The organism is Pseudomonas sp. FP2294 (assembly GCF_030687625.1).
Taxonomy (GTDB): Bacteria; Pseudomonadota; Gammaproteobacteria; order Pseudomonadales; family Pseudomonadaceae; genus Aquipseudomonas; species Aquipseudomonas shahriarae.
In genome coordinates, this window is record NZ_CP117441.1 from 1094485 (window position 1) to 1110810 (window position 16326).

A 16326-nucleotide genomic window follows, 5' to 3' on the forward strand; every position below is an offset into this window, starting at 1 on the left:
AGCGAGGTTTGCCTGGGTAAAATTGTGGCTAAACGCCATTATTGTTGATGGCCAAGCTAGAGCGGTTCCACCATGCGGGTAGGAGCCGAGCCGTTGGCGTTGTGCTGGTAAATCGCCTCCGGCTGCCCTTGCTCATTGAAAAACACCTGGCCGATGCCGGCACTGTTCCACAGACGCTCTCCCGCTTCGGCATGTTCCGGGATATACGGCACCACTTGCATGCGCCGGCGCCGGGTCAGCCAGTTCAGGGGCGAGCGTGGTGAGTAGAGCCAGCGGTTGAGGCGGTCGAACCATTCCAGCAGGCGCGGCGGGAATTGGTTCTTGATGCCGCTGCTGGTGATCTGCCAGATATTCGGCCCGCCGTTGCGATGGCGGATCAGCACCTGGTAGACGAACGAGTAGTGCACATCCCCCGACAGAATCACGTAGTTACCTGGGGTGCGCGAGTGGCGGAAGATATTCAGGATCACCTGCGCGGCGCCACGGTGGGCCATCCAGTTTTCGGCATCGACCAACAGTGGGTAACCGCACCAACTGAAGACTTTCTGTACCGTCTCGATCAGCTTGACGCCGAAGATCGGCGCGGGCGACACGATGATTGCCGAAGGGTGGTCGAGCAGTTCTTGTTGCAGCTCACTCAAGGCTTCCCAGTCCAGCAGGCCGGACGGTTGCTTGAGGGTGAATTCACTGCGCCAGCGACGCGTACGGGTGTCGATGACCACCAGCGCCGGGGTGGTGGGCAGCACGTAATGCCACTGTTGAAACTGCAGGAGTTCTTCGAGCAATTGGTCCTGGGCGGGCGCGGGTAAATGGTTGTCGTGCTGCTGGGCCGTCGCGCTCAGGGCCAGGGTTTTTTCCACAAGCGCGGCGAAGGCATCGGGGTTGTTGCCCCAGCCCTGGCAGAGCATATAGGCGAGCAAGGCGTTGCCGATGATGCGTTTGGAGAACGGATGGCCATAGGCGGTCTGTTCCCACTGGGCGCTGAGGTTCCAGTCATCGGTGATGTCGTGATCATCGAAAATCATCAGGCACGGCACATGGGCGAACACCCGGGCCACACCGCCCAGACCGTCGCGAAACTTATCCACAGGCACCTGTTCGCGGGCGTAGCGCGCCCGTTCCTCGGCAGTGAGCCGAGTGGGCGGCTGTGTGGCGATCAGGGTCCAGGGGGTGGGCGACCAGACCAGCAGGTACATGGCCATGACTTCAGCGAAGGTCACCAGGTGGTTGTCGGCGGTGCTGCTGGTGAAGATCGGCTTTTTCACCCCGCCAAAAAAGCGTTCGCGCAGGGTCTCGTTGCTCTCCAGGGCCGGCAACAGATCGGCGCGATGGTAATAGCTGGCAGGGTGGTCGTAGAGTTTGGCGCTGTCGTCCACCACGGCGCCATCGAGGTGCTCATCGAACAGGCCCAGGCGCGCAATCAGCCCATGGATGGCGCGCAGCATCGGCCCGGCCACATCGTCGGCGTACACCTGGTCGCCACTCATCATCAACAACGCCGGGCGCTGGGCCAGGCTGCGGTCGGCGGCCAACAGGCGATCAGCGCAGAGCAGGCCCTCGTCGGCGTAATGGTGGGGTTTGCGGCAAGAACCGTGCAGCAACTGGCGGATACGGCTGTGCAGGATGAAGTCCGGGGCCTGGGCGCCTGGGTACAACAGATGCGGGGCCCATTGGGCGATGCCGGCGCCACCCTCGATCAGCAGGTCATAACGGATGGGCACGTCCTGGGGCAGCGGCGTGGCCAGCGACACATCAATCAGGTGGATAAACGCCGCGCGGCCCACGGCAATGACCTGGCAGCGTGTGGCGTCGAGGTCGATATCCAGGGACTGTTCGCCTTCGTCCTGACAGAACTGCAGCCGCAAGGTCAATGCCAGCGCGCGACTGCCCACCAGCCACAACACCAGGCGGCCCGGCTCCAGGCGACGCAATAAGGGGCCGGCGAGGACGGCGGGCAATGTGTCGGGTTGCAGCATGAAAACACGGCTCTGTGCGGGATTGGACTGGGTAGGTTAACGCAGTGGATGTCGGTGTTTTGTCAAAGCAGGCTCACTGTGGCAAGCGGATACATGTGTTCACCAATCTTACGGTCATTGGCTGATATCCGCTGCTAGCCTCGACATGTACTTATTGTTCAAAGGCGCAAAGGAATGCTTCGTCAGCCAGACTCTCATTTGTTACGCCGTGGCCGGTACTCGGAGCCAGGCCGATCCTATCTGATAACCGCCGTCGTGTATGGGCGACGGCCATTGTTCCGTGATCTGCGCCTGGGCCGATTGTTGGTGGCCGAGCTTAAGCGTACCCATGACTCAGGCCAGGTCAACTCGCTGGCCTGGGTCATTATGCCGGATCACCTTCATTGGCTGTTTGAGCTGCAAGAGATGGGGTTGGCGCAAGTCATGGGGCGGACCAAGTCCCGGAGCACGCTGACGATAAACCGTGCTCGCGGTACCACGGGGCCGTTTTGGCAGCGTGGTTATCATGACCGTGCGGTGAGGGCTGAAGAGGACCACCGGAAAATCGCTCGCTATATTATTGCCAATCCGCTGAGGGCAGGGCTGGTGGAGCATATCGGTGACTACCCATTATGGGATGCGGTCTGGCTCTGAGTTTTGTGATGTGGTTGTGGCGAGCGGGCTTGCCCGCGCTGGGCTGCGCAGCAGCCCCAAAACCGGGCGCTATGGTATGCCTGACACACCGTAGAGGTCTGAAGGGGGCCGCTGCGCAGCCCAGCGCGGGCAAGCCCGCTCGCCACAGAGGTAGGCACAGTGGGCCGCGCGGTCAGCATGGGGGCTGCGTGACCTTGGGGACGGTAAAGCGGAATTCACTGCCACGCCCCAGCTCGCTTTCGGCTTCGATCCGCCCGCCGTGGGCCTTGACGATGCCCTGGGTGATGTACAGCCCAAGGCCGCTGCCCGTGGGGTTGTTTTCGGTCAGGGTCCAGTAGCGATCAAACACGTGGGGCAGTTGGTCAGGGGCAATGCCTTCGCCGGAGTCGCGCACCGCAAACACAATCTCCTCGCCATTGCTCATCGCCGAAATCCCGATCTTGCCCTGGCGCGGGGTGAACTTGATGGCGTTGCCGATCAGGTTCGACAGTACCTGGAACAAACGCTCCGGGTCGGCGTTGATCTGCAGGCCGGGTTCGGCGTTGAACGACAGGTCAACCCCCTTTTCCTGGGCCAGGGGCGCCAGCAGCGCATAGGCTTCTTCGAGGATCTGGCTGACGTCCAGGGGCACCGGCTTGACGGTATAGCGGCCCGCCTCGATCTTTGAGGTGTCTAGCAAATCCTCCAGCAACACATTCATGCGCGCGGCGGCCTGCTGCATGGTGTCGATGGCCGAGGAAATTCGCCGCGAGGTGTGGGCGCCATCAGAGCTGAACGCCTTTTGCATCATGCCGCACAGCATTGAAATCACGGTCATCGGGTTGCGCAGGTCATGGGACACCACCGCCACCAGTTCATCCCGGGCGCGCACCGCTTGTTGCTCGCGCAGGACCTGGCGGGCCAGGTCGTTTTCCAGGGCCGAACGGCGCAGGTCGTTGGCGGCGAAACGGTCGCCAGAGCTCCACTTGGTGGAGATGCCAGCCATTTCCACCTTCCAGATTTCAAACGAGGTGCGTGGGCGAAGGCGCAGGCCCGCGTCGGATTTTTCCAGGGCCAGCGGTTTCTGCGGGTCGCCGCTCCACTGGATGTTCTCTTTGACTTCCGGGCGGAACCACAGCACGCCGTTGTCCACCGGCTTGGGCAGGCTCATGGCCAGGACGCCACTGGCCACTGGCTGATAGTCGGCTGCGGGCGGGTAGACCGCTGACAGGTGGTGGCTGGCAAACACCGGTTGCCCGGTGTCCTGCAGCCATTTGTGTAAGGCGCGGATCTGCGCCGGTTCCGGGCAGTTGCCATAGCGATGCAGTTGCTGGCCCTCAATGATCGCCACGCCACCGGCCAGGACCAGGTCCATCAACACCTGCGGGCATTGGGCCAGGCCGTCGAACACCGTGTCCGCTGACGCGCTCATTGCCTGGTTGAGTGTGTCCAGGGCCTCGACTTTTTCTTCACGCTGGCGGCTGATATCCAGGGCCTCCATGGCGCTGATCTGCAACGACAGCACCTGGCCGATGGTCTGGCAGGTGGTGCGCAGGTCGTTGGGCACGTGCAGCGGCTCGCGGTTGCCGCAACTGATCAACCCCCACAATTTGTCGCCTTTCATCAGCGAGATGCTCATGGACGACAGCACGCCCATGTTCTTCATGTACTGGCAGTGGATCGGCGACACGCTGCGCAGGGTGGCGAAGCTCAAATCCAGCGGTTTCCCGGTGTCCGGGTGCAGCTTGGGTAGCAGCGGCACCGGCTCGTAGTCGGCATTGGGGATGATTCGCAGCCAGTTGGTGCGGTACAACTCGCGGGCCTGTTCCGGAATGTCGGACGCCGGGAAGAACAGGCCGTTGAACAGTTCCATGGACGGCGCGGACGCTTCGGCGATGACCTGGCCGTGGCCTTCCTCTTCGAAGCGATAAATCAGCACACGGTCATAGCCGGTCATGGCCTGGATTTCGCTCACGCTGATTTCGTACAAGGCTTGCAGGGTTTTCGCCGACTGCAAACGTTGCAACATCTTGCCCAGGTTGCTGGCGCGGCCGTTCACCGACTTGGGCTGGAAGTGCTCGTAGCGTGGCTCGAACTCCAGCACCAGCACGCCTTGATGGCGGTGCAGCAGGCCTTCGAACTCGCTCCCGTTGAGGGTGACATGCAGCGCCGGGGCGTCGATAAAGTTAAGTTGACTGGCGATCTGCTGCACCGTGCGCGCGTTGTCCGCGCCCAACAGCGTATCCAGTGGCTGGCCAAGCAAGGTCTCAGGCGGGTGATTGAACAGGCTGGCCACGTTGGCGCTGACTTGCACGATCTGCAGGTCCGGTTCGCGCAGGGTCAGCAGTGCGCCATGAGGCTGGATCGCGCCAGGGAAGCGGATCGGCTCGTCGGCACAGTTGGCCAGCAGTTCTTCAAAATCTTCGGGTTTCATAGCAGTACCTCCTGGCTGTCGAGCCATTGCTCAAAACAGCTGAATGTCGAGCAGGCCGCGTCCTCCGCCTGCTGCCGGCCGAGGTCGTCCAGCGGGACGTGGCCCAAGTAGTCGAGAAAGTCTTTCCAGCGCCGACCAGTCTCGGTGCCGTATATATCGAGAAAGGCGCCGCCATTGCTGGCGTCCAGCGCCAGGCGCCGGGCCATCTCCCGGCGCAGTACCTGGCCGCCGAGGGTCGCGCCTTCGAGCACATACAACACGCCCAGGCAGGCGGCCGGGGTGTCGAGGCGTGGCAGGCGAGGGCAGAGGGGCAGGGCGGCAATCGCCTGGCTGGTGAGGCCCAGGGCAATCAGGTCACTGTGTAGGGTAGGAGTTTTCACCCGCAGCGCCTGGTTGAATCCCACAGGAATCAAGGCGCAGTCGTACAGTCGTGATTCCAGCGGGTGGTAGAAACCGTAGTAAGCCTCAAACAAACGCCGATACCCGTCGGCATCCAGCTGCGGGGAAAAGAATGGCAAGCGTTTTTCCAGGGCCACATGGAGCAGGGCTGTGCCTGCGCGCAAGGCTTCAAGCAGGGAGGGCGCCGCGACGTCATGGGCCTGTGGATGCATGCAGTAAGCTCGGACTGGTCGGCCAGGGCAAACCATGGCTGACGCGTGGGTGAAGGGCGGGCAACGATTCTGTTTGTCCCGTCGTCTGTATCTGAAAAGTCAGGTAAAAAATCTGACGTTGTTGTCAGAAAAATAACCCAATATTCAAAAACAGACCCCACACCTTATCGCGAAGTTCGATTGCCGCCGTGTTGTGACGCTATCAGTGCAGGGAGGTACCCTGCACCAATGCCGACTGCACACAGTCAAGCAGGCGCTCGGTGCTCCATGGCTTGGGCAGGAATTTCACCGTATTGCCCAGTTGCGCCGCCATCACCGTATTGCCCGAGGTCAGCACCACCGGCAAGGACGGCCAGCGATGGGCCACGACCTTGCTCAGGTCATACCCGTTGAGCAGGCCGGGCATCTGGATATCGCTGACAATCAGGTCTACCGGATCACTGGTCCGCTCCAGAAAAATCATCCCTTCATCGGCCGATGGGAACGAGGTCACCACCGCGCCGAACTCCTCCAGCACATCCACCATCAACGAGCGAATGATCTCGTCGTCTTCCAGTACCAATATCGATGGCTGAGCCATGATCCTTACTCCACCATCTGGGTTGAGTAAGGTGGAGTGGCAGGCCACGGGATAGGTTCTACTGAATATTTTTTATTCGATGGGTGGTCACTTGGGCGTGTCGCCAGCGTGGATAAAACGGCCGCTGCTTGCGAGCCGCGGGTGGGATAAGCCAGGATGTGGGCCACGTAACTTCACAGCAAGGGATGCGAGTGTGAAAGAACTGATTGGGGCGTTGATCGTCGTTGCCACCGTGTTGTTCGGGTGTACCGGGGTATTGGTCGCCGTCGCGTTTACCACCCAGAAAAGCCGCCTGGAAATACTCAAGACCTTGGGCGGCATGAGCCTTGGCCGCGACCGCTTTATCGGGATCGCCCAGTTGTGGGCCAACCTCTTCCAACGGGTGTTCGGGCAAACGTACCTCGCCCGGCGCCAACTGATCAGTATCCCGCTGTACACCTTGCTCGTGTCGCTGGTGTTTTTTGTGGTGTGGCTGCTGGATCTCTACCTGTTTAAAAATCCCGAGCACGTGTTCAATGTGCCGCCGCCGCCGAATGTGCTGCAAGCCATCAAGGACTTCTACGGCAAGGGGCTGCTGGTGGCGATGGTGATCGACTGCGTGACCATCCAGTTGACCAAATGGAGCATCAACGTGGGAACGCGTCGCGGGTTTGGTTCGTGGCAGTTCCTGGGGTGCTTTTCGGCGACGATTGCCTTGGCCTACCTGTTGTTCAGTGTGGCGGTCTACTGGTTTCGCTGGTCGGACATGAACGAGCTGTACGCCATGTTGCCCGCTGACGAAGTGCGGCCGACGATCGCGTTCAACCCGTTGCGCAATGTGCTGTATTCGATCGCGCTGTTTCAGCCCGTGACGTTTATCTATGCCACCTCCGAAGGCTTTATCTCCAGTTACTTCATGCCTGAGCCGATCCTGTTTTACTGCGCTGCGACCGGAACCCTCTCGCTACTCACCATCGGCGTAGTCTATCAATTCGCCCGAGGCGCGGAGCTGTTGCGACGGCTGTGCATGGGCTTTGTCAGCCACGTCGGCACGCCCCGGACCAACGCCATGAGTGTGGTGTTCATGATGCTGCTGGGGCTGGTGTTGGTGCCGTTGTGCCTGATGGCGCTTTATCTGGCTGTCTGAAGATTCGGCCTGTTCCGTCAGAAGCGTTCGTCCAGCAGGGCCGGCAAAGTCAGCTCTTTGACAAAGCTGGCCGATGACAGGCTCAAGGCCATGCGCACCACTTGCACCACGTCGTGTACCGGGATCAACTGCCCGTCGCCACGCTGCTCGGCCTCAAGGCGGGAGGTGCTCAATGGATCCTCGGTATTCAGGTAGCCCAGGTTCAGGCAGGTCACGCCCAGGCGCTGGTGCCGATAACCTTCACGCAAGGCATCGGCCATGCCGCGCAAGGCGAACTTCGACGCGCCGAACGTCACCTCCGGGCGCCCACTCTGTGGCAGGCCTGAGGTAGAGCCGGTAAAGATGATGCGTGGGTTGGGGCTTTTTAACAGCACGGGCAGCAGGCGCTTGATCAGCAGCAAGGGGGCGGTGATGTTGCAGCTGACAATGGCCTCCAACTGCGTGTCTTCATCCTTGAGGAAGCTGTAGGCCTCATCGAACGCCTGTTCTTCCCAAATACCCAGGTTATAGATCAGCGTATCCAGGCCGTCCTGTGCCACCGCCTGCGAGATGACCTGCGCGGCTTGCGCCGGCTGGCCAAGGTCGGCTTCCACCCATGACACTTCGGCGCCGCTGCTGGATATCAAGCCTGTAGGACGGCTGCGCGAGACCCCGATCAAGGTATCCCCCACGCCGCCCAAGCCTTCCATAAATGCCCTGCCCAAACCTTTGCTTGCACCGACCACCATGGTTCTCATTGATCTCTCCTTGAACTCACGTGCTGATGGAAAGTGCGCATGCAAACAGAGGGCGGGAGTGATGGCAATTGAATGGCTGTGTCCAAATGTTTTGCGGGGGAGGGCGCGACTTTTCTTCGGCTGATTTAGAGTGATGGCTCTTTGCTATTTATTCAGTCAAAGTCAAGGAAGAAAATGAAACAGATCGAACGCGACTTCATCACCCTGTTCAATTGCCTGTGGTACCAGGATTTTCCGGTGGAGGTCGATGCTGTTACCAACCGTGCCGGCTGGACAATTCATGTGGGGCTGGTGATACGCGAGTGTGCCAAGTTGCTCGGCGCGCGCGCCTATTTCGAACAGAGCCGGCGCACTGATGCCGTATTGAGATTCCCTGACAAAAGCGTCCTGTCCCATGTCGAATGGGAGTGGGACGAGCCTCATAACGAAAAAGTGAAGGAAATCACCAAGCTGTTGGAGCAATCTGAACCTGCGGCGTTTTCCACGTTCATCTCCTACAGCACCATTAGCCATTTGCCCGCAGCTATCGAGAGGGTTTCCAACCTCTGGGCCGAAGCCAGCAAACCGCTGATCTTTTTTGTTGTGACGTTTGAACAGGTAGGGCGCGACCGGCACTTCCTGGAACTGCAAACGCACGTTTTCAGCCATGGCAAACACAAGCGAGAGCGCACACAGCCAGCCCTGCCTTGGCAGATCAACCGGGCACGCTTCAATAACGTGGACGAGAACAAGTAAACCGCAGGCATAATTGCCGCCTCTACCGCCTGAAGCCCGTGACCTGGAGCCCCTGATGAAACCCGCTGCCTTACTGACCCTGTTACTCACGGCCATGCTTTTCAACACGTCGGCGGTGGCAGCAGGCGATGCCGAGGCAGGCGGCCGGCTGTTCGCCAAGACCTGTGGCGGTTGCCACAGTGTCGGGTTGAACGCCCGTGGCGGCTTTGGGCCACAGCTCAACGGGGTGATCGGGCGGCTGGCGGGCACCACGGCGGACTATCAGTATTCCGCCGCGATGAAAAATTCGGGCGTGGTGTGGACGCGGGAAACCCTCGCGGCCTATATCGAGAACCCGAAAAAGGTGGTGAGTGGCACCCGCATGATTTTCTGGGGGATCAGTGATCAGCAGAAGATCGAGAATCTGCTGACCTATCTGGAGACCTTTCAGGCGCAATAGCGCGATACACCCAAATCCATTGCAGGAGCCGGCAAACCGGCTCCTGCAGGATTGGCAGCGATTTCAACTGCCTTGAGGTGTTTCCCCGCGTGCCAGTCGCGCATTGATATCGTCGATTACTGCCGGCAGGTCGACGATGGTGTCGATCAGGTAGTGCGGCCGTGACCCTTCAAACATCTGTGTAATACGCTCGCGTTCCTGCGCCAGTTCTTCGGCCGGCAGCGCCTTGTATTGCGCGTAGGTCCGTCCCAGTGCGTTGCCCGAGCAGGTCAGGGCGACTGTCCACATGCCGGCACTGCGTCCTTCCAGGATTCCCGGCCAGGTGTCATCGACCTTGACGCACGCCGCCACATCGCTGATGCCCAGGGCGATCACATTGGCCAGGGCCTGGGCCGGATGCGGGCGACCGTTGGGCACTTCGTCGGTGGCCACCACATGATCGGCCACATAGCCATTTTGCCGCGCCAACTCGACTACCTTGGCCATCACCACCGCCGGGTAGCCCGAGCACGAGCCGATCTTCAAACCCTTGGCACGCAGGGTTTCAATCGCCTCCAGTGCACCGGGAATCAGTGCCGAGTGCAGGGCGATTTTCTCGATCTGCAACGGCATGAAACGCTCGTACAGGGCGGTGACGTCTGCGTCGGTCGGCTGGCGGTTGAACACCGCACGATAGCGCTCGGCAATCTGCGGCTGATTGCACAGGGTGCGGATGTGATCCCACTTGCCCATGCCCATCGGCCCGCGGGCTTCCTCCAGGGACACGGCGACGCCGAACTCGGCAAAGGCCTCGACGAAAATCTGCGTGGGCGCAAACGAGCCGAAGTCGACGACGGTGCCGGCCCAGTCCAGGACCACGGCTTGCAACGTAGAAGGTTGTTGGTAATGCATGATCAATCTCCATTTTCGGGTATGAGCAGGCCGTCCCTCGATTCACGAGGTAAGCCGGTTGAGTGCAAAAGGGTGAAGCGAATCAGGTAGCCGGTATGGGGCTGGCCTCGAACAGTTCGGCGATCATCGGTCGGTTGCGCCGGATGCCCAGGCAACACAGGTGGTAGTCGATGGAAAACGGGTGGTCGACGAAGGTGATCGGTGTGGTACCCGGCGTTTCGGCGTATTCCACCGCCGATACAAAGCCAATGCCGATACCCTTGGCGATGGCATGCACGATGGCTTCGCGGCTGTTGAGCTGCATCACGCAGTTGAGGTTCACCCCCAGGCGCTTGCAGCTTTCTTCCACCAGTTGCCGGGTGCGCGAGCTGCGTTCGCGCATGACCCAACGCTCCTGGCTGATCTGCTCGACGTGTACCTCTTTCTGCGCAGCCCAGGGATGGTCGTCGCGCACCACCGCAATGATTGGGTAACGCCGGTACAGCTGCGTATCGAAGCGTTGGTCAAACTCCGAGAGGGCCAGGATTGCCACGTCGATATCAAAATTGAACAGGCGGTCGAGGGTCTCCTTCTCCGGGGAAAACGAGGTCTCCAGCGTGATATCCGGGTGGCGCTGCATCAACTCGTACGTCAGGTTCATGGCGATGGGCGGCGAAACAGCGCCCAGGCGCAACATCCCGGTCTTGCGCTGCTTGAAGCTGTGCAGCAGTTGCATGGCCTCATCCTCCTGGCCGAACAGGCCCTGGGTGATCCCGTAGAGCGCATGGCCGGCCGAGCTCATCTCGATAAAGCGCCCACGGCGGTGGAACAACTCCACCGAGAACTGCTTTTCCAGGCCGTTGACCTGTTCGCTGACAGTCGGCTGGCCGACGCTCAAGTACTCGGCGGCGAGGGTGAAACTGCCGGTCTTCGCCACCGCATGAAAGGACCGTAGCCACTTGTGGTACTGGTACATAACACATCCTGTTCCAGGGATCAGCCGAGCCGGGTCATCAACGGCGGATAAACAGGGCCACCACCGCGCTGCACAGGCAGGCCGAGGTGACGACGATGAAGATCAGCGACGTATTGCCGGTACTGTCGAGCATACTGCCGATCAGCGGTTCTGCCAGGCCGGCGAACAGATAAGACGAGAAGTTCATCACACCCGTGGCCGTGCCTGCGCGCTTGGCACCCACCAGGTCCGGGCACAAAGCCCAGAAGCTGGACGCCGGGCCGTAGACAAAGAACCCGCAGAGAAACAGCGCCACCAGGCCGACCGCGCTATGGGGCGGCAGGCTCCACATCCACAGGCTGGTCGCGGCGCCGAGGAACATATAGAGCATGATCGCCAGGTAGCGCTTGGAGCCGAACAGCTTGTCCGACACCCAGCCATTGCTCAGGGCGCCGACGGCCATGCCCACCGGCAGGGCGACGGTGATCCACTTTGGATCGATCATGCTGTCGCCGCTTTTCCAGTTGGCGCCGAGGAAATGCACTGGCACCCACACGATCAGGCCGTAGCGCGCAGCGTTCTGGAAACCCAGGGACACGGCGGCAATGATCAGGCGCGCGTTTTTCAGCACCGCCTTGTAGCGCTGGGCCGAGGTTTCCTCTTCACCGTGGGCCACTTCATGGCCCTTATCCTCGGCGTTGGCCACGCCGGTCTCGGCCAGGGGTTCGAAGCCCAGGTCCTGCGGGCGCTCACGGGCTACCAGGTAAAACAGGATGCCCCCGGCCAACATCAATAGGACCGGCAGGCGGAAGATCCAGCGCCACTCCAGTTGCAGCACCTCCAACACCACGATGGAGGTCACATAGGACAGCACCGACGCGCAGCCGGCGGCGAACACGTAGAAGCCATAGACCCGGCCGCGCTCGCTGGCGCTCCACCAGTTGGAGATCAAGCGACTGCCCGGCGCCCAGCCCAGGGCCTGGAAGTAACCGTTGATGCCCCACGGCAGGATCAATCCGGCAAAACCACTGGCAAAACTGGTGACCCAGTTGGCGCCACAGGACAGCACCGCGCCCAGGGTCATAATGCGCCGTCCGCCGAACTTATCGGCCAGGTTGCCGTTGATCGCCTGGCCGATGGCATAGGACCAGAGCATGACGGCCGAGATCCAGCCCAGCACCTCCTTGGTCAGGCCGAACTCGGCCTGGATTCCCGGGATGGCGAAGCCGAAGGTCTGGCGCCCGGTGTAGAAAAACAGGTAACAAAACATCGCCGCGAGCAGCATGCGCCACTGGGCAAAACGGAACGACGCCGAGCGAGCGGCAGGGACAGGCAGGGTTTGTGCACGATTCATGATGTTTTCCTTATTGTTATTCGCCCCCGAAGCCGCAGCGACGGGGTGGCACCCTTTACAGGTGCAAGAGGAAAGACTGAATTGCGTTGAGCCTAGGCGGCTTTCGAACCGATAAAGTTTTTGCCGCGTGCACCTTGCAGGGCGAAGCGGATCATCGCGGCGGCCTCGGTGGGCGTGACGCCGTAATCGGCAAACTCGGTTTTTACCTCCAGGCTATGCAGGAAGTTGCGCAACCGGGTCTGGGCTTTGTCCAGGTCATCACCGAACACCCGTTGCAGGGTGCGATCCCGCGCCGCGTCATGTCCCCACGCCAAGCCAAGGACCAGCGGCAAGGTAAAGGAGCAGGCGATGCCATGGGGCAGGCCGTGGTGCAGGGTCATCTCGTAGGAAATGGAGTGGGCCAGCGCAGTCTTGGTATTGGAAAACGCCAGGCCGGCCTTGAGCGCGGCCAAGGCCATGCGCGAGCGCAACTCCTGATTACCGAGGTCGCGCCGCAGCGGTGGCAGGCATTCCAGGATGTCCTCGATGGCCGATACCGCGAACGTGTCCGAAATCGGATTGGCATTGATGTTCCAGATCGCCTCCAGCGCGTGGGACAAGGCGTCCAGCCCCGTCGACACCGTGACCCCGGCCGGTACGGTCAGCATCAACTGTGGGTCGACAATCGCCACCTTCGGCCAGGTGCAATCCAGGTGCAGGGAATACTTCTTGTGGCTGGCCGAATCCCAGATCGTCGCCCAGGGCGTCACCTCACTGCCGGTGCCCGCCGTGGTCGGCGCAGCGATCAAGGTTTTGCAGTGCGCCGGCACAAACGGCTGGCCGGTCGCCAACAATCCCAGTAATTCATCGAACTGCCCGGACTCAGTGCCGACAATCAGCGCCTTGGCCGTATCAATCGCACTGCCGCCACCGACGGCCAGCACCACATCGCAATCCCCGGCTTGCAGCCAGAAGCGCTCGTAGGTTTCACGCAATTGCGCGACATCGGGATTGGGCTGCACATCCTCGACGACATACACCAGACGCTCGCCCAGCAATCCCTGGATCCGCTCGACCAAGCCCAGGCCACGGGCCTCCGGGAAGGTGACGAGGGCGACGGTCTGCTGCGCAGTGATACTGGCCAGGTCTTGCAGGCAGCCCCAGCCGAAGCGGGTGTCTACCGGGTTATGGAATCGGGCAGTCATGGCGTGTTCCTGGTTTTTGTTGTTGGAAGTGGCACCAATAGTCGGGGAGGGTGGGGGAGAGCTCAAATCGATAGATTGGGGGGATGGATTGGCTGGGCCGATATGAGATGTAGGACGGTCAAGGGCAAGTGCCTGCCTTGGCGTGGTTGGGTCTTTGCCACGACCGCGCCGATACGAGCTCTAAGCTTACCGCCGCTGCTTTTCTGTCCTAAACGTTGCGTGCTGGTAGGATCTTTCCTGTTTTCATGTAGCCCCGTCTTTGGCAGCACTGCGTTTGCTACTTTTGCGTGAAAAATACGCGATGGAGACGCGGAATGCTCACTTTCGATTCCCTATGGAAAAACCACCCGCAGATCTATGGAGACGCAGCGCCATGCCGGACCAACGGTGCCAAAAACTTCAGTGATCAATGCGCGATCAACCTTGGTGTTGCACTGCGCAGATCAGGCGCTGATCTGAGCAAATTAAGAGGCGTGCGCTATTGTTGGCAGCATCCCAAGGCTGAGGGCCATGTACTGGCAGCAGAAGAAATGGCCAGAGCATTAAGCGGTACGAACATTCCCGGCTTGCAACGAATGAGAAAGGTCACACCCGAAGGTTTCGAGGATGAGCTGCAAGGGCAGCGAGGCATCATTTTCTTCAAGGACTTTTGGCGCCGGGGGAGCGAGACATTTGGCAATCGCAGTGGTGATCACATTGATCTGTGGAATGGGCGGCGGTTGACGGATTGGTTGAGCTACCCGCGTATTCAACTTGGGTTTTCGATTGAGGGGACGTTCTCGGATTATCACGAGTCCAGGGAGATTTGGTTTTGGAAGGTTTTATGACGGTAGTTAAGGGCGTGTTATTTGTAGCGTTGGTGGTGGCTGTGACGGTTGCGGTGTTTAACGGGTTGGTTGTAGCGGCTTCGGCTTACTTTGGGCCGTTTTACGAGAATGATGCGGACCAGAGTCGGAATTTTGGGATTTGGTTGTTAGGGAATGGGGTGGTAGTTGGGGTTTCAATCTTAGTTGGAGTTGTTTGGTTCCGTCGGCGTTTGCTTCGGGGGTAGGAGCCCAGCTCTAGGAACCTCTTTTTTGGCTTGCTCCTGAATACTTCAGGCCCCGCTGGGAGTAAATGTATCCGTTGCTTGGCAGGCAATCCCGATCTGCAGTGCTGCATCCTGATCAGGAAAAGGGCACGGATTTATTTTCAAACAAGTCCGTCCCCTTTTTACTGCTGGGGCTTTTGGGCGCTAATCAGCGCAAATTCCTGCCACCTTCACCCCCTCTGTTCGAACCGCCGCCGCTTCAGGAACAACCCCACCCCCAGTGCAACGGCAAAGATCGACAGCAGCCCCAGGTCAAACCCAAACAAACGGATTTGGCTTGCAGCCACGCAGCCGACCGCTCCGATCGCTACCAGCAGCCCCCCTAGCCATTTGCGAAGTGGGTACGGCTTCAGAAACCGATCGAGCAGAAAGAACAGCACCAGGGCAATGACCAACTGGGTTATGTCAGACATGTGTTTCTCCCATCAGGTCTTGATGATCAGTGTCGAGGCGCTACGTTGTGGGCCGATGCCGCCATTCACCTGCGCCTCGATGCTGACCAGTATGTCGCCTGCATGATAGGTGGGCAGGGTTTCATTCACATACATGCGCACACCGGCGCCGACAGGGGCACCCACGTAGGGGGAGGCTATATAAGAGGTGGCGCCAGCGAAGGCCGAGGCCGCGAGGTTAGCGATCTTGGTGCGTTGGGCATTGAGAACATCGCCCTGCTGCCGGGTCAGCGGCTTGGAGATGCCGATCATCATCAGGCACGGCAGGTTCTTGGCCAGCATCTTGTCGTACACCTCGACGACCTTGCGGTTGACCTCATAGTGGGCGCTTTTCGCTTCACCAAAATGCAGCTCGCCCAGGCGTCCGCGCTCGCTGTCGGTGAGGGTGATCTGCGAGACGTTGAACACGATCCCGTGATTGCCCATGTATTGGAAAGTCCCTTCGAACTTCATTGCACGCATCCTTTCGAGCCAAAGGTGGGGATTGTCTAGAAGGCGCGCGCTGGATTCAAATCATTTCACCTGCCTGGCAAGGTGCGTTGCCCGCCGTAAGGTGCTGATTGCATGAGCAGGGGGGCATCTGTGATCCGGTGAAGCGGAACAAATCGGTATGGTTGACCGAGGAAGGACCTGGAGCGCTGGGTGAGAGAGTCGCTGCAGACGGGTAGTTCAATGGTGCCGGGGTGGGCGCTATCGCAGGCAAGCCAGCTCCCACACTTGATGGCGTACAGCCGCTGAATCACACGGCTTGCGGTAAAAAGACCTTGGTTTTTACCGGCCGATCAACCCAGCAGGTGTTTGGAAATCAGCCTGGAGATTTCCACCATCGAGGTCTTGCCCGTGAACTCGAACTTCACTTTGCCCAATGAAGAGAAGTAGATCTCCAACTCCGAATCCAGGTCGAACGTGCCGGAGGTTTCCACCGAGTACGCGACAATGTTTTTGTACGGCAGGGAAGTGAAGTCCTTCTTGCTGCCGGTGATGCCTTGCACGTTTACGGCGATGATGCGCTTGGTGGTAAACACTACGCCGTCGCGCATGGCTTTGTAGGCATCTACTACCTGTTCGTCATCGAGCAGCAGGGATGCAACGCGTTCGGCGTATTCATTGTTTTGCTTGAGCTTGAAGAAGCCTTTGTTGTTGAAGTCGATCATTGGGCGGTCCTTGTGGT

The 16326-nt window shown here is 60.0% G+C and carries 18 protein-coding genes; 6 read left to right on the forward strand and 12 right to left on the reverse strand.

Annotated elements, in window-relative coordinates:
• Nucleotides 1-56 precede the first annotated feature (56 nt).
• Nucleotides 57-1976 (reverse strand): alkaline phosphatase D family protein, encoded by a 1920-nt coding sequence (locus PSH73_RS04775; protein ID WP_120731716.1) that lies wholly within the window; start codon nt 1974-1976, stop codon nt 57-59.
• Between the two features lie 174 nt (nt 1977-2150).
• Between PSH73_RS04775 and PSH73_RS04780 the strand changes: the two genes are divergently transcribed.
• Nucleotides 2151-2609: a transposase gene (locus tag PSH73_RS04780; protein ID WP_057960582.1), complete on the forward strand. Its 459-nt coding sequence runs from the start codon at nt 2151-2153 to the stop codon at nt 2607-2609.
• 172 nt (nt 2610-2781) lie between these two features.
• Here PSH73_RS04780 and PSH73_RS04785 read toward each other — a convergent pair whose 3' ends face one another.
• The 3 genes from PSH73_RS04785 to PSH73_RS04795 all read right to left on the reverse strand — a co-directional run bounded on the left by PSH73_RS04785 (nt 2782) and on the right by PSH73_RS04795 (nt 6213).
• Nucleotides 2782-5022, reverse strand: a complete 2241-nt coding sequence (locus tag PSH73_RS04785) for an ATP-binding protein (RefSeq protein ID WP_305462036.1) — start codon at nt 5020-5022, stop codon at nt 2782-2784.
• Nucleotides 5019-5633, reverse strand: coding sequence for a biliverdin-producing heme oxygenase (locus tag PSH73_RS04790; RefSeq protein WP_057437896.1), 615 nt, complete (start codon nt 5631-5633; stop codon nt 5019-5021). The genes PSH73_RS04785 and PSH73_RS04790 overlap by 4 nt, the downstream gene beginning before the upstream one ends.
• Before the next feature lie 202 nt (nt 5634-5835).
• On the reverse strand, nt 5836-6213 hold the full coding sequence (locus PSH73_RS04795) for a response regulator (RefSeq protein WP_057444523.1): 378 nt from the start codon (nt 6211-6213) through the stop codon (nt 5836-5838).
• A 193-nt stretch (nt 6214-6406) separates the two neighbouring features.
• On the opposite strand from PSH73_RS04795, the gene PSH73_RS04800 reads away from it, so the two are divergent.
• A complete protein-coding gene (locus PSH73_RS04800) occupies nt 6407-7339 on the forward strand; it encodes a hypothetical protein (RefSeq protein WP_115127472.1) in 933 nt (310 codons plus the stop codon).
• A gap of 17 nt (nt 7340-7356) precedes the next feature.
• Here PSH73_RS04800 and PSH73_RS04805 read toward each other — a convergent pair whose 3' ends face one another.
• On the reverse strand, nt 7357-8076 hold the full coding sequence (locus tag PSH73_RS04805) for an SDR family oxidoreductase (RefSeq protein WP_305462038.1): 720 nt from the start codon (nt 8074-8076) through the stop codon (nt 7357-7359).
• A 174-nt stretch (nt 8077-8250) separates the two neighbouring features.
• On the opposite strand from PSH73_RS04805, the gene PSH73_RS04810 reads away from it, so the two are divergent.
• Both PSH73_RS04810 and PSH73_RS04815 read left to right on the forward strand, forming a co-directional pair.
• Nucleotides 8251-8811, forward strand: coding sequence for a hypothetical protein (locus PSH73_RS04810; RefSeq protein WP_216312508.1), 561 nt, complete (start codon nt 8251-8253; stop codon nt 8809-8811).
• 55 nt (nt 8812-8866) lie between these two features.
• Complete coding sequence (locus PSH73_RS04815; RefSeq protein ID WP_169960773.1) at nt 8867-9250, forward strand: cytochrome c family protein; 384 nt, start codon at nt 8867-8869, stop codon at nt 9248-9250.
• 63 nt (nt 9251-9313) lie between these two features.
• Here the strand turns inward: PSH73_RS04815 and phnX are convergent, their stop codons facing one another.
• From phnX to psrA, 4 genes are all read right to left on the reverse strand, one after another.
• Nucleotides 9314-10141 (reverse strand): phosphonoacetaldehyde hydrolase, encoded by an 828-nt coding sequence (phnX, locus tag PSH73_RS04820; RefSeq protein WP_198800090.1) that lies wholly within the window; start codon nt 10139-10141, stop codon nt 9314-9316.
• A gap of 82 nt (nt 10142-10223) precedes the next feature.
• On the reverse strand, nt 10224-11096 hold the full coding sequence (locus tag PSH73_RS04825) for a LysR substrate-binding domain-containing protein (RefSeq protein WP_216312510.1): 873 nt from the start codon (nt 11094-11096) through the stop codon (nt 10224-10226).
• 37 nt (nt 11097-11133) lie between these two features.
• Entirely contained in the window at nt 11134-12429 is a 1296-nt protein-coding gene (locus PSH73_RS04830; RefSeq protein WP_305462042.1) for an MFS transporter, read from the reverse strand.
• A 92-nt stretch (nt 12430-12521) separates the two neighbouring features.
• Complete coding sequence (gene psrA / locus PSH73_RS04835) at nt 12522-13613, reverse strand: iron-containing alcohol dehydrogenase PsrA (RefSeq protein WP_198818064.1); 1092 nt, start codon at nt 13611-13613, stop codon at nt 12522-12524.
• A 314-nt stretch (nt 13614-13927) separates the two neighbouring features.
• On the opposite strand from psrA, the gene PSH73_RS04840 reads away from it, so the two are divergent.
• Nucleotides 13928-14440: a type VI secretion system amidase effector protein Tae4 gene (locus tag PSH73_RS04840; protein WP_057437911.1), complete on the forward strand. Its 513-nt coding sequence runs from the start codon at nt 13928-13930 to the stop codon at nt 14438-14440.
• Nucleotides 14441-14873: 433 nt separating this feature from the next.
• Here PSH73_RS04840 and PSH73_RS04850 read toward each other — a convergent pair whose 3' ends face one another.
• Both PSH73_RS04850 and PSH73_RS04855 read right to left on the reverse strand, forming a co-directional pair.
• On the reverse strand, nt 14874-15116 hold the full coding sequence (locus tag PSH73_RS04850; protein WP_120731729.1) for a hypothetical protein: 243 nt from the start codon (nt 15114-15116) through the stop codon (nt 14874-14876).
• Between the two features lie 12 nt (nt 15117-15128).
• Nucleotides 15129-15608 carry a hypothetical protein gene (locus PSH73_RS04855; protein ID WP_120731731.1) on the reverse strand — a complete coding sequence of 160 codons (480 nt, stop codon included), beginning with the start codon at nt 15606-15608 and terminating at the stop codon, nt 15129-15131.
• A 137-nt stretch (nt 15609-15745) separates the two neighbouring features.
• Between PSH73_RS04855 and PSH73_RS04860 the strand changes: the two genes are divergently transcribed.
• Nucleotides 15746-15823: a hypothetical protein gene (locus PSH73_RS04860; RefSeq protein ID WP_305462685.1), complete on the forward strand. Its 78-nt coding sequence runs from the start codon at nt 15746-15748 to the stop codon at nt 15821-15823.
• Between the two features lie 114 nt (nt 15824-15937).
• Here the strand turns inward: PSH73_RS04860 and PSH73_RS04865 are convergent, their stop codons facing one another.
• Nucleotides 15938-16309, reverse strand: coding sequence for a PH domain-containing protein (locus PSH73_RS04865; RefSeq protein WP_057437917.1), 372 nt, complete (start codon nt 16307-16309; stop codon nt 15938-15940).
• Nucleotides 16310-16326: the final 17 nt, after the last annotated feature.

Coding starts and splice junctions, on each gene's coding strand:
- PSH73_RS04780 (WP_057960582.1), top strand. CDS start 2,151: ATGCTTCGTCAGCCAGACTCTCATTTGTTACGCCGTGGCCGGTACTCG.
- PSH73_RS04810 (WP_216312508.1), top strand. CDS start 8,251: ATGAAACAGATCGAACGCGACTTCATCACCCTGTTCAATTGCCTGTGG.
- PSH73_RS04825 (WP_216312510.1), bottom strand. CDS start 11,096: ATGTACCAGTACCACAAGTGGCTACGGTCCTTTCATGCGGTGGCGAAG.
- PSH73_RS04785 (WP_305462036.1), bottom strand. CDS start 5,022: ATGAAACCCGAAGATTTTGAAGAACTGCTGGCCAACTGTGCCGACGAG.
- phnX (WP_198800090.1), bottom strand. CDS start 10,141: ATGCATTACCAACAACCTTCTACGTTGCAAGCCGTGGTCCTGGACTGG.
- PSH73_RS04865 (WP_057437917.1), bottom strand. CDS start 16,309: ATGATCGACTTCAACAACAAAGGCTTCTTCAAGCTCAAGCAAAACAAT.
- PSH73_RS04855 (WP_120731731.1), bottom strand. CDS start 15,608: ATGAAGTTCGAAGGGACTTTCCAATACATGGGCAATCACGGGATCGTG.
- PSH73_RS04790 (WP_057437896.1), bottom strand. CDS start 5,633: ATGCATCCACAGGCCCATGACGTCGCGGCGCCCTCCCTGCTTGAAGCC.
- PSH73_RS04795 (WP_057444523.1), bottom strand. CDS start 6,213: ATGGCTCAGCCATCGATATTGGTACTGGAAGACGACGAGATCATTCGC.
- PSH73_RS04840 (WP_057437911.1), top strand. CDS start 13,928: ATGCTCACTTTCGATTCCCTATGGAAAAACCACCCGCAGATCTATGGA.
- PSH73_RS04775 (WP_120731716.1), bottom strand. CDS start 1,976: ATGCTGCAACCCGACACATTGCCCGCCGTCCTCGCCGGCCCCTTATTG.
- PSH73_RS04815 (WP_169960773.1), top strand. CDS start 8,867: ATGAAACCCGCTGCCTTACTGACCCTGTTACTCACGGCCATGCTTTTC.
- psrA (WP_198818064.1), bottom strand. CDS start 13,613: ATGACTGCCCGATTCCATAACCCGGTAGACACCCGCTTCGGCTGGGGC.
- PSH73_RS04830 (WP_305462042.1), bottom strand. CDS start 12,429: ATGAATCGTGCACAAACCCTGCCTGTCCCTGCCGCTCGCTCGGCGTCG.
- PSH73_RS04805 (WP_305462038.1), bottom strand. CDS start 8,076: ATGAGAACCATGGTGGTCGGTGCAAGCAAAGGTTTGGGCAGGGCATTT.
- PSH73_RS04850 (WP_120731729.1), bottom strand. CDS start 15,116: ATGTCTGACATAACCCAGTTGGTCATTGCCCTGGTGCTGTTCTTTCTG.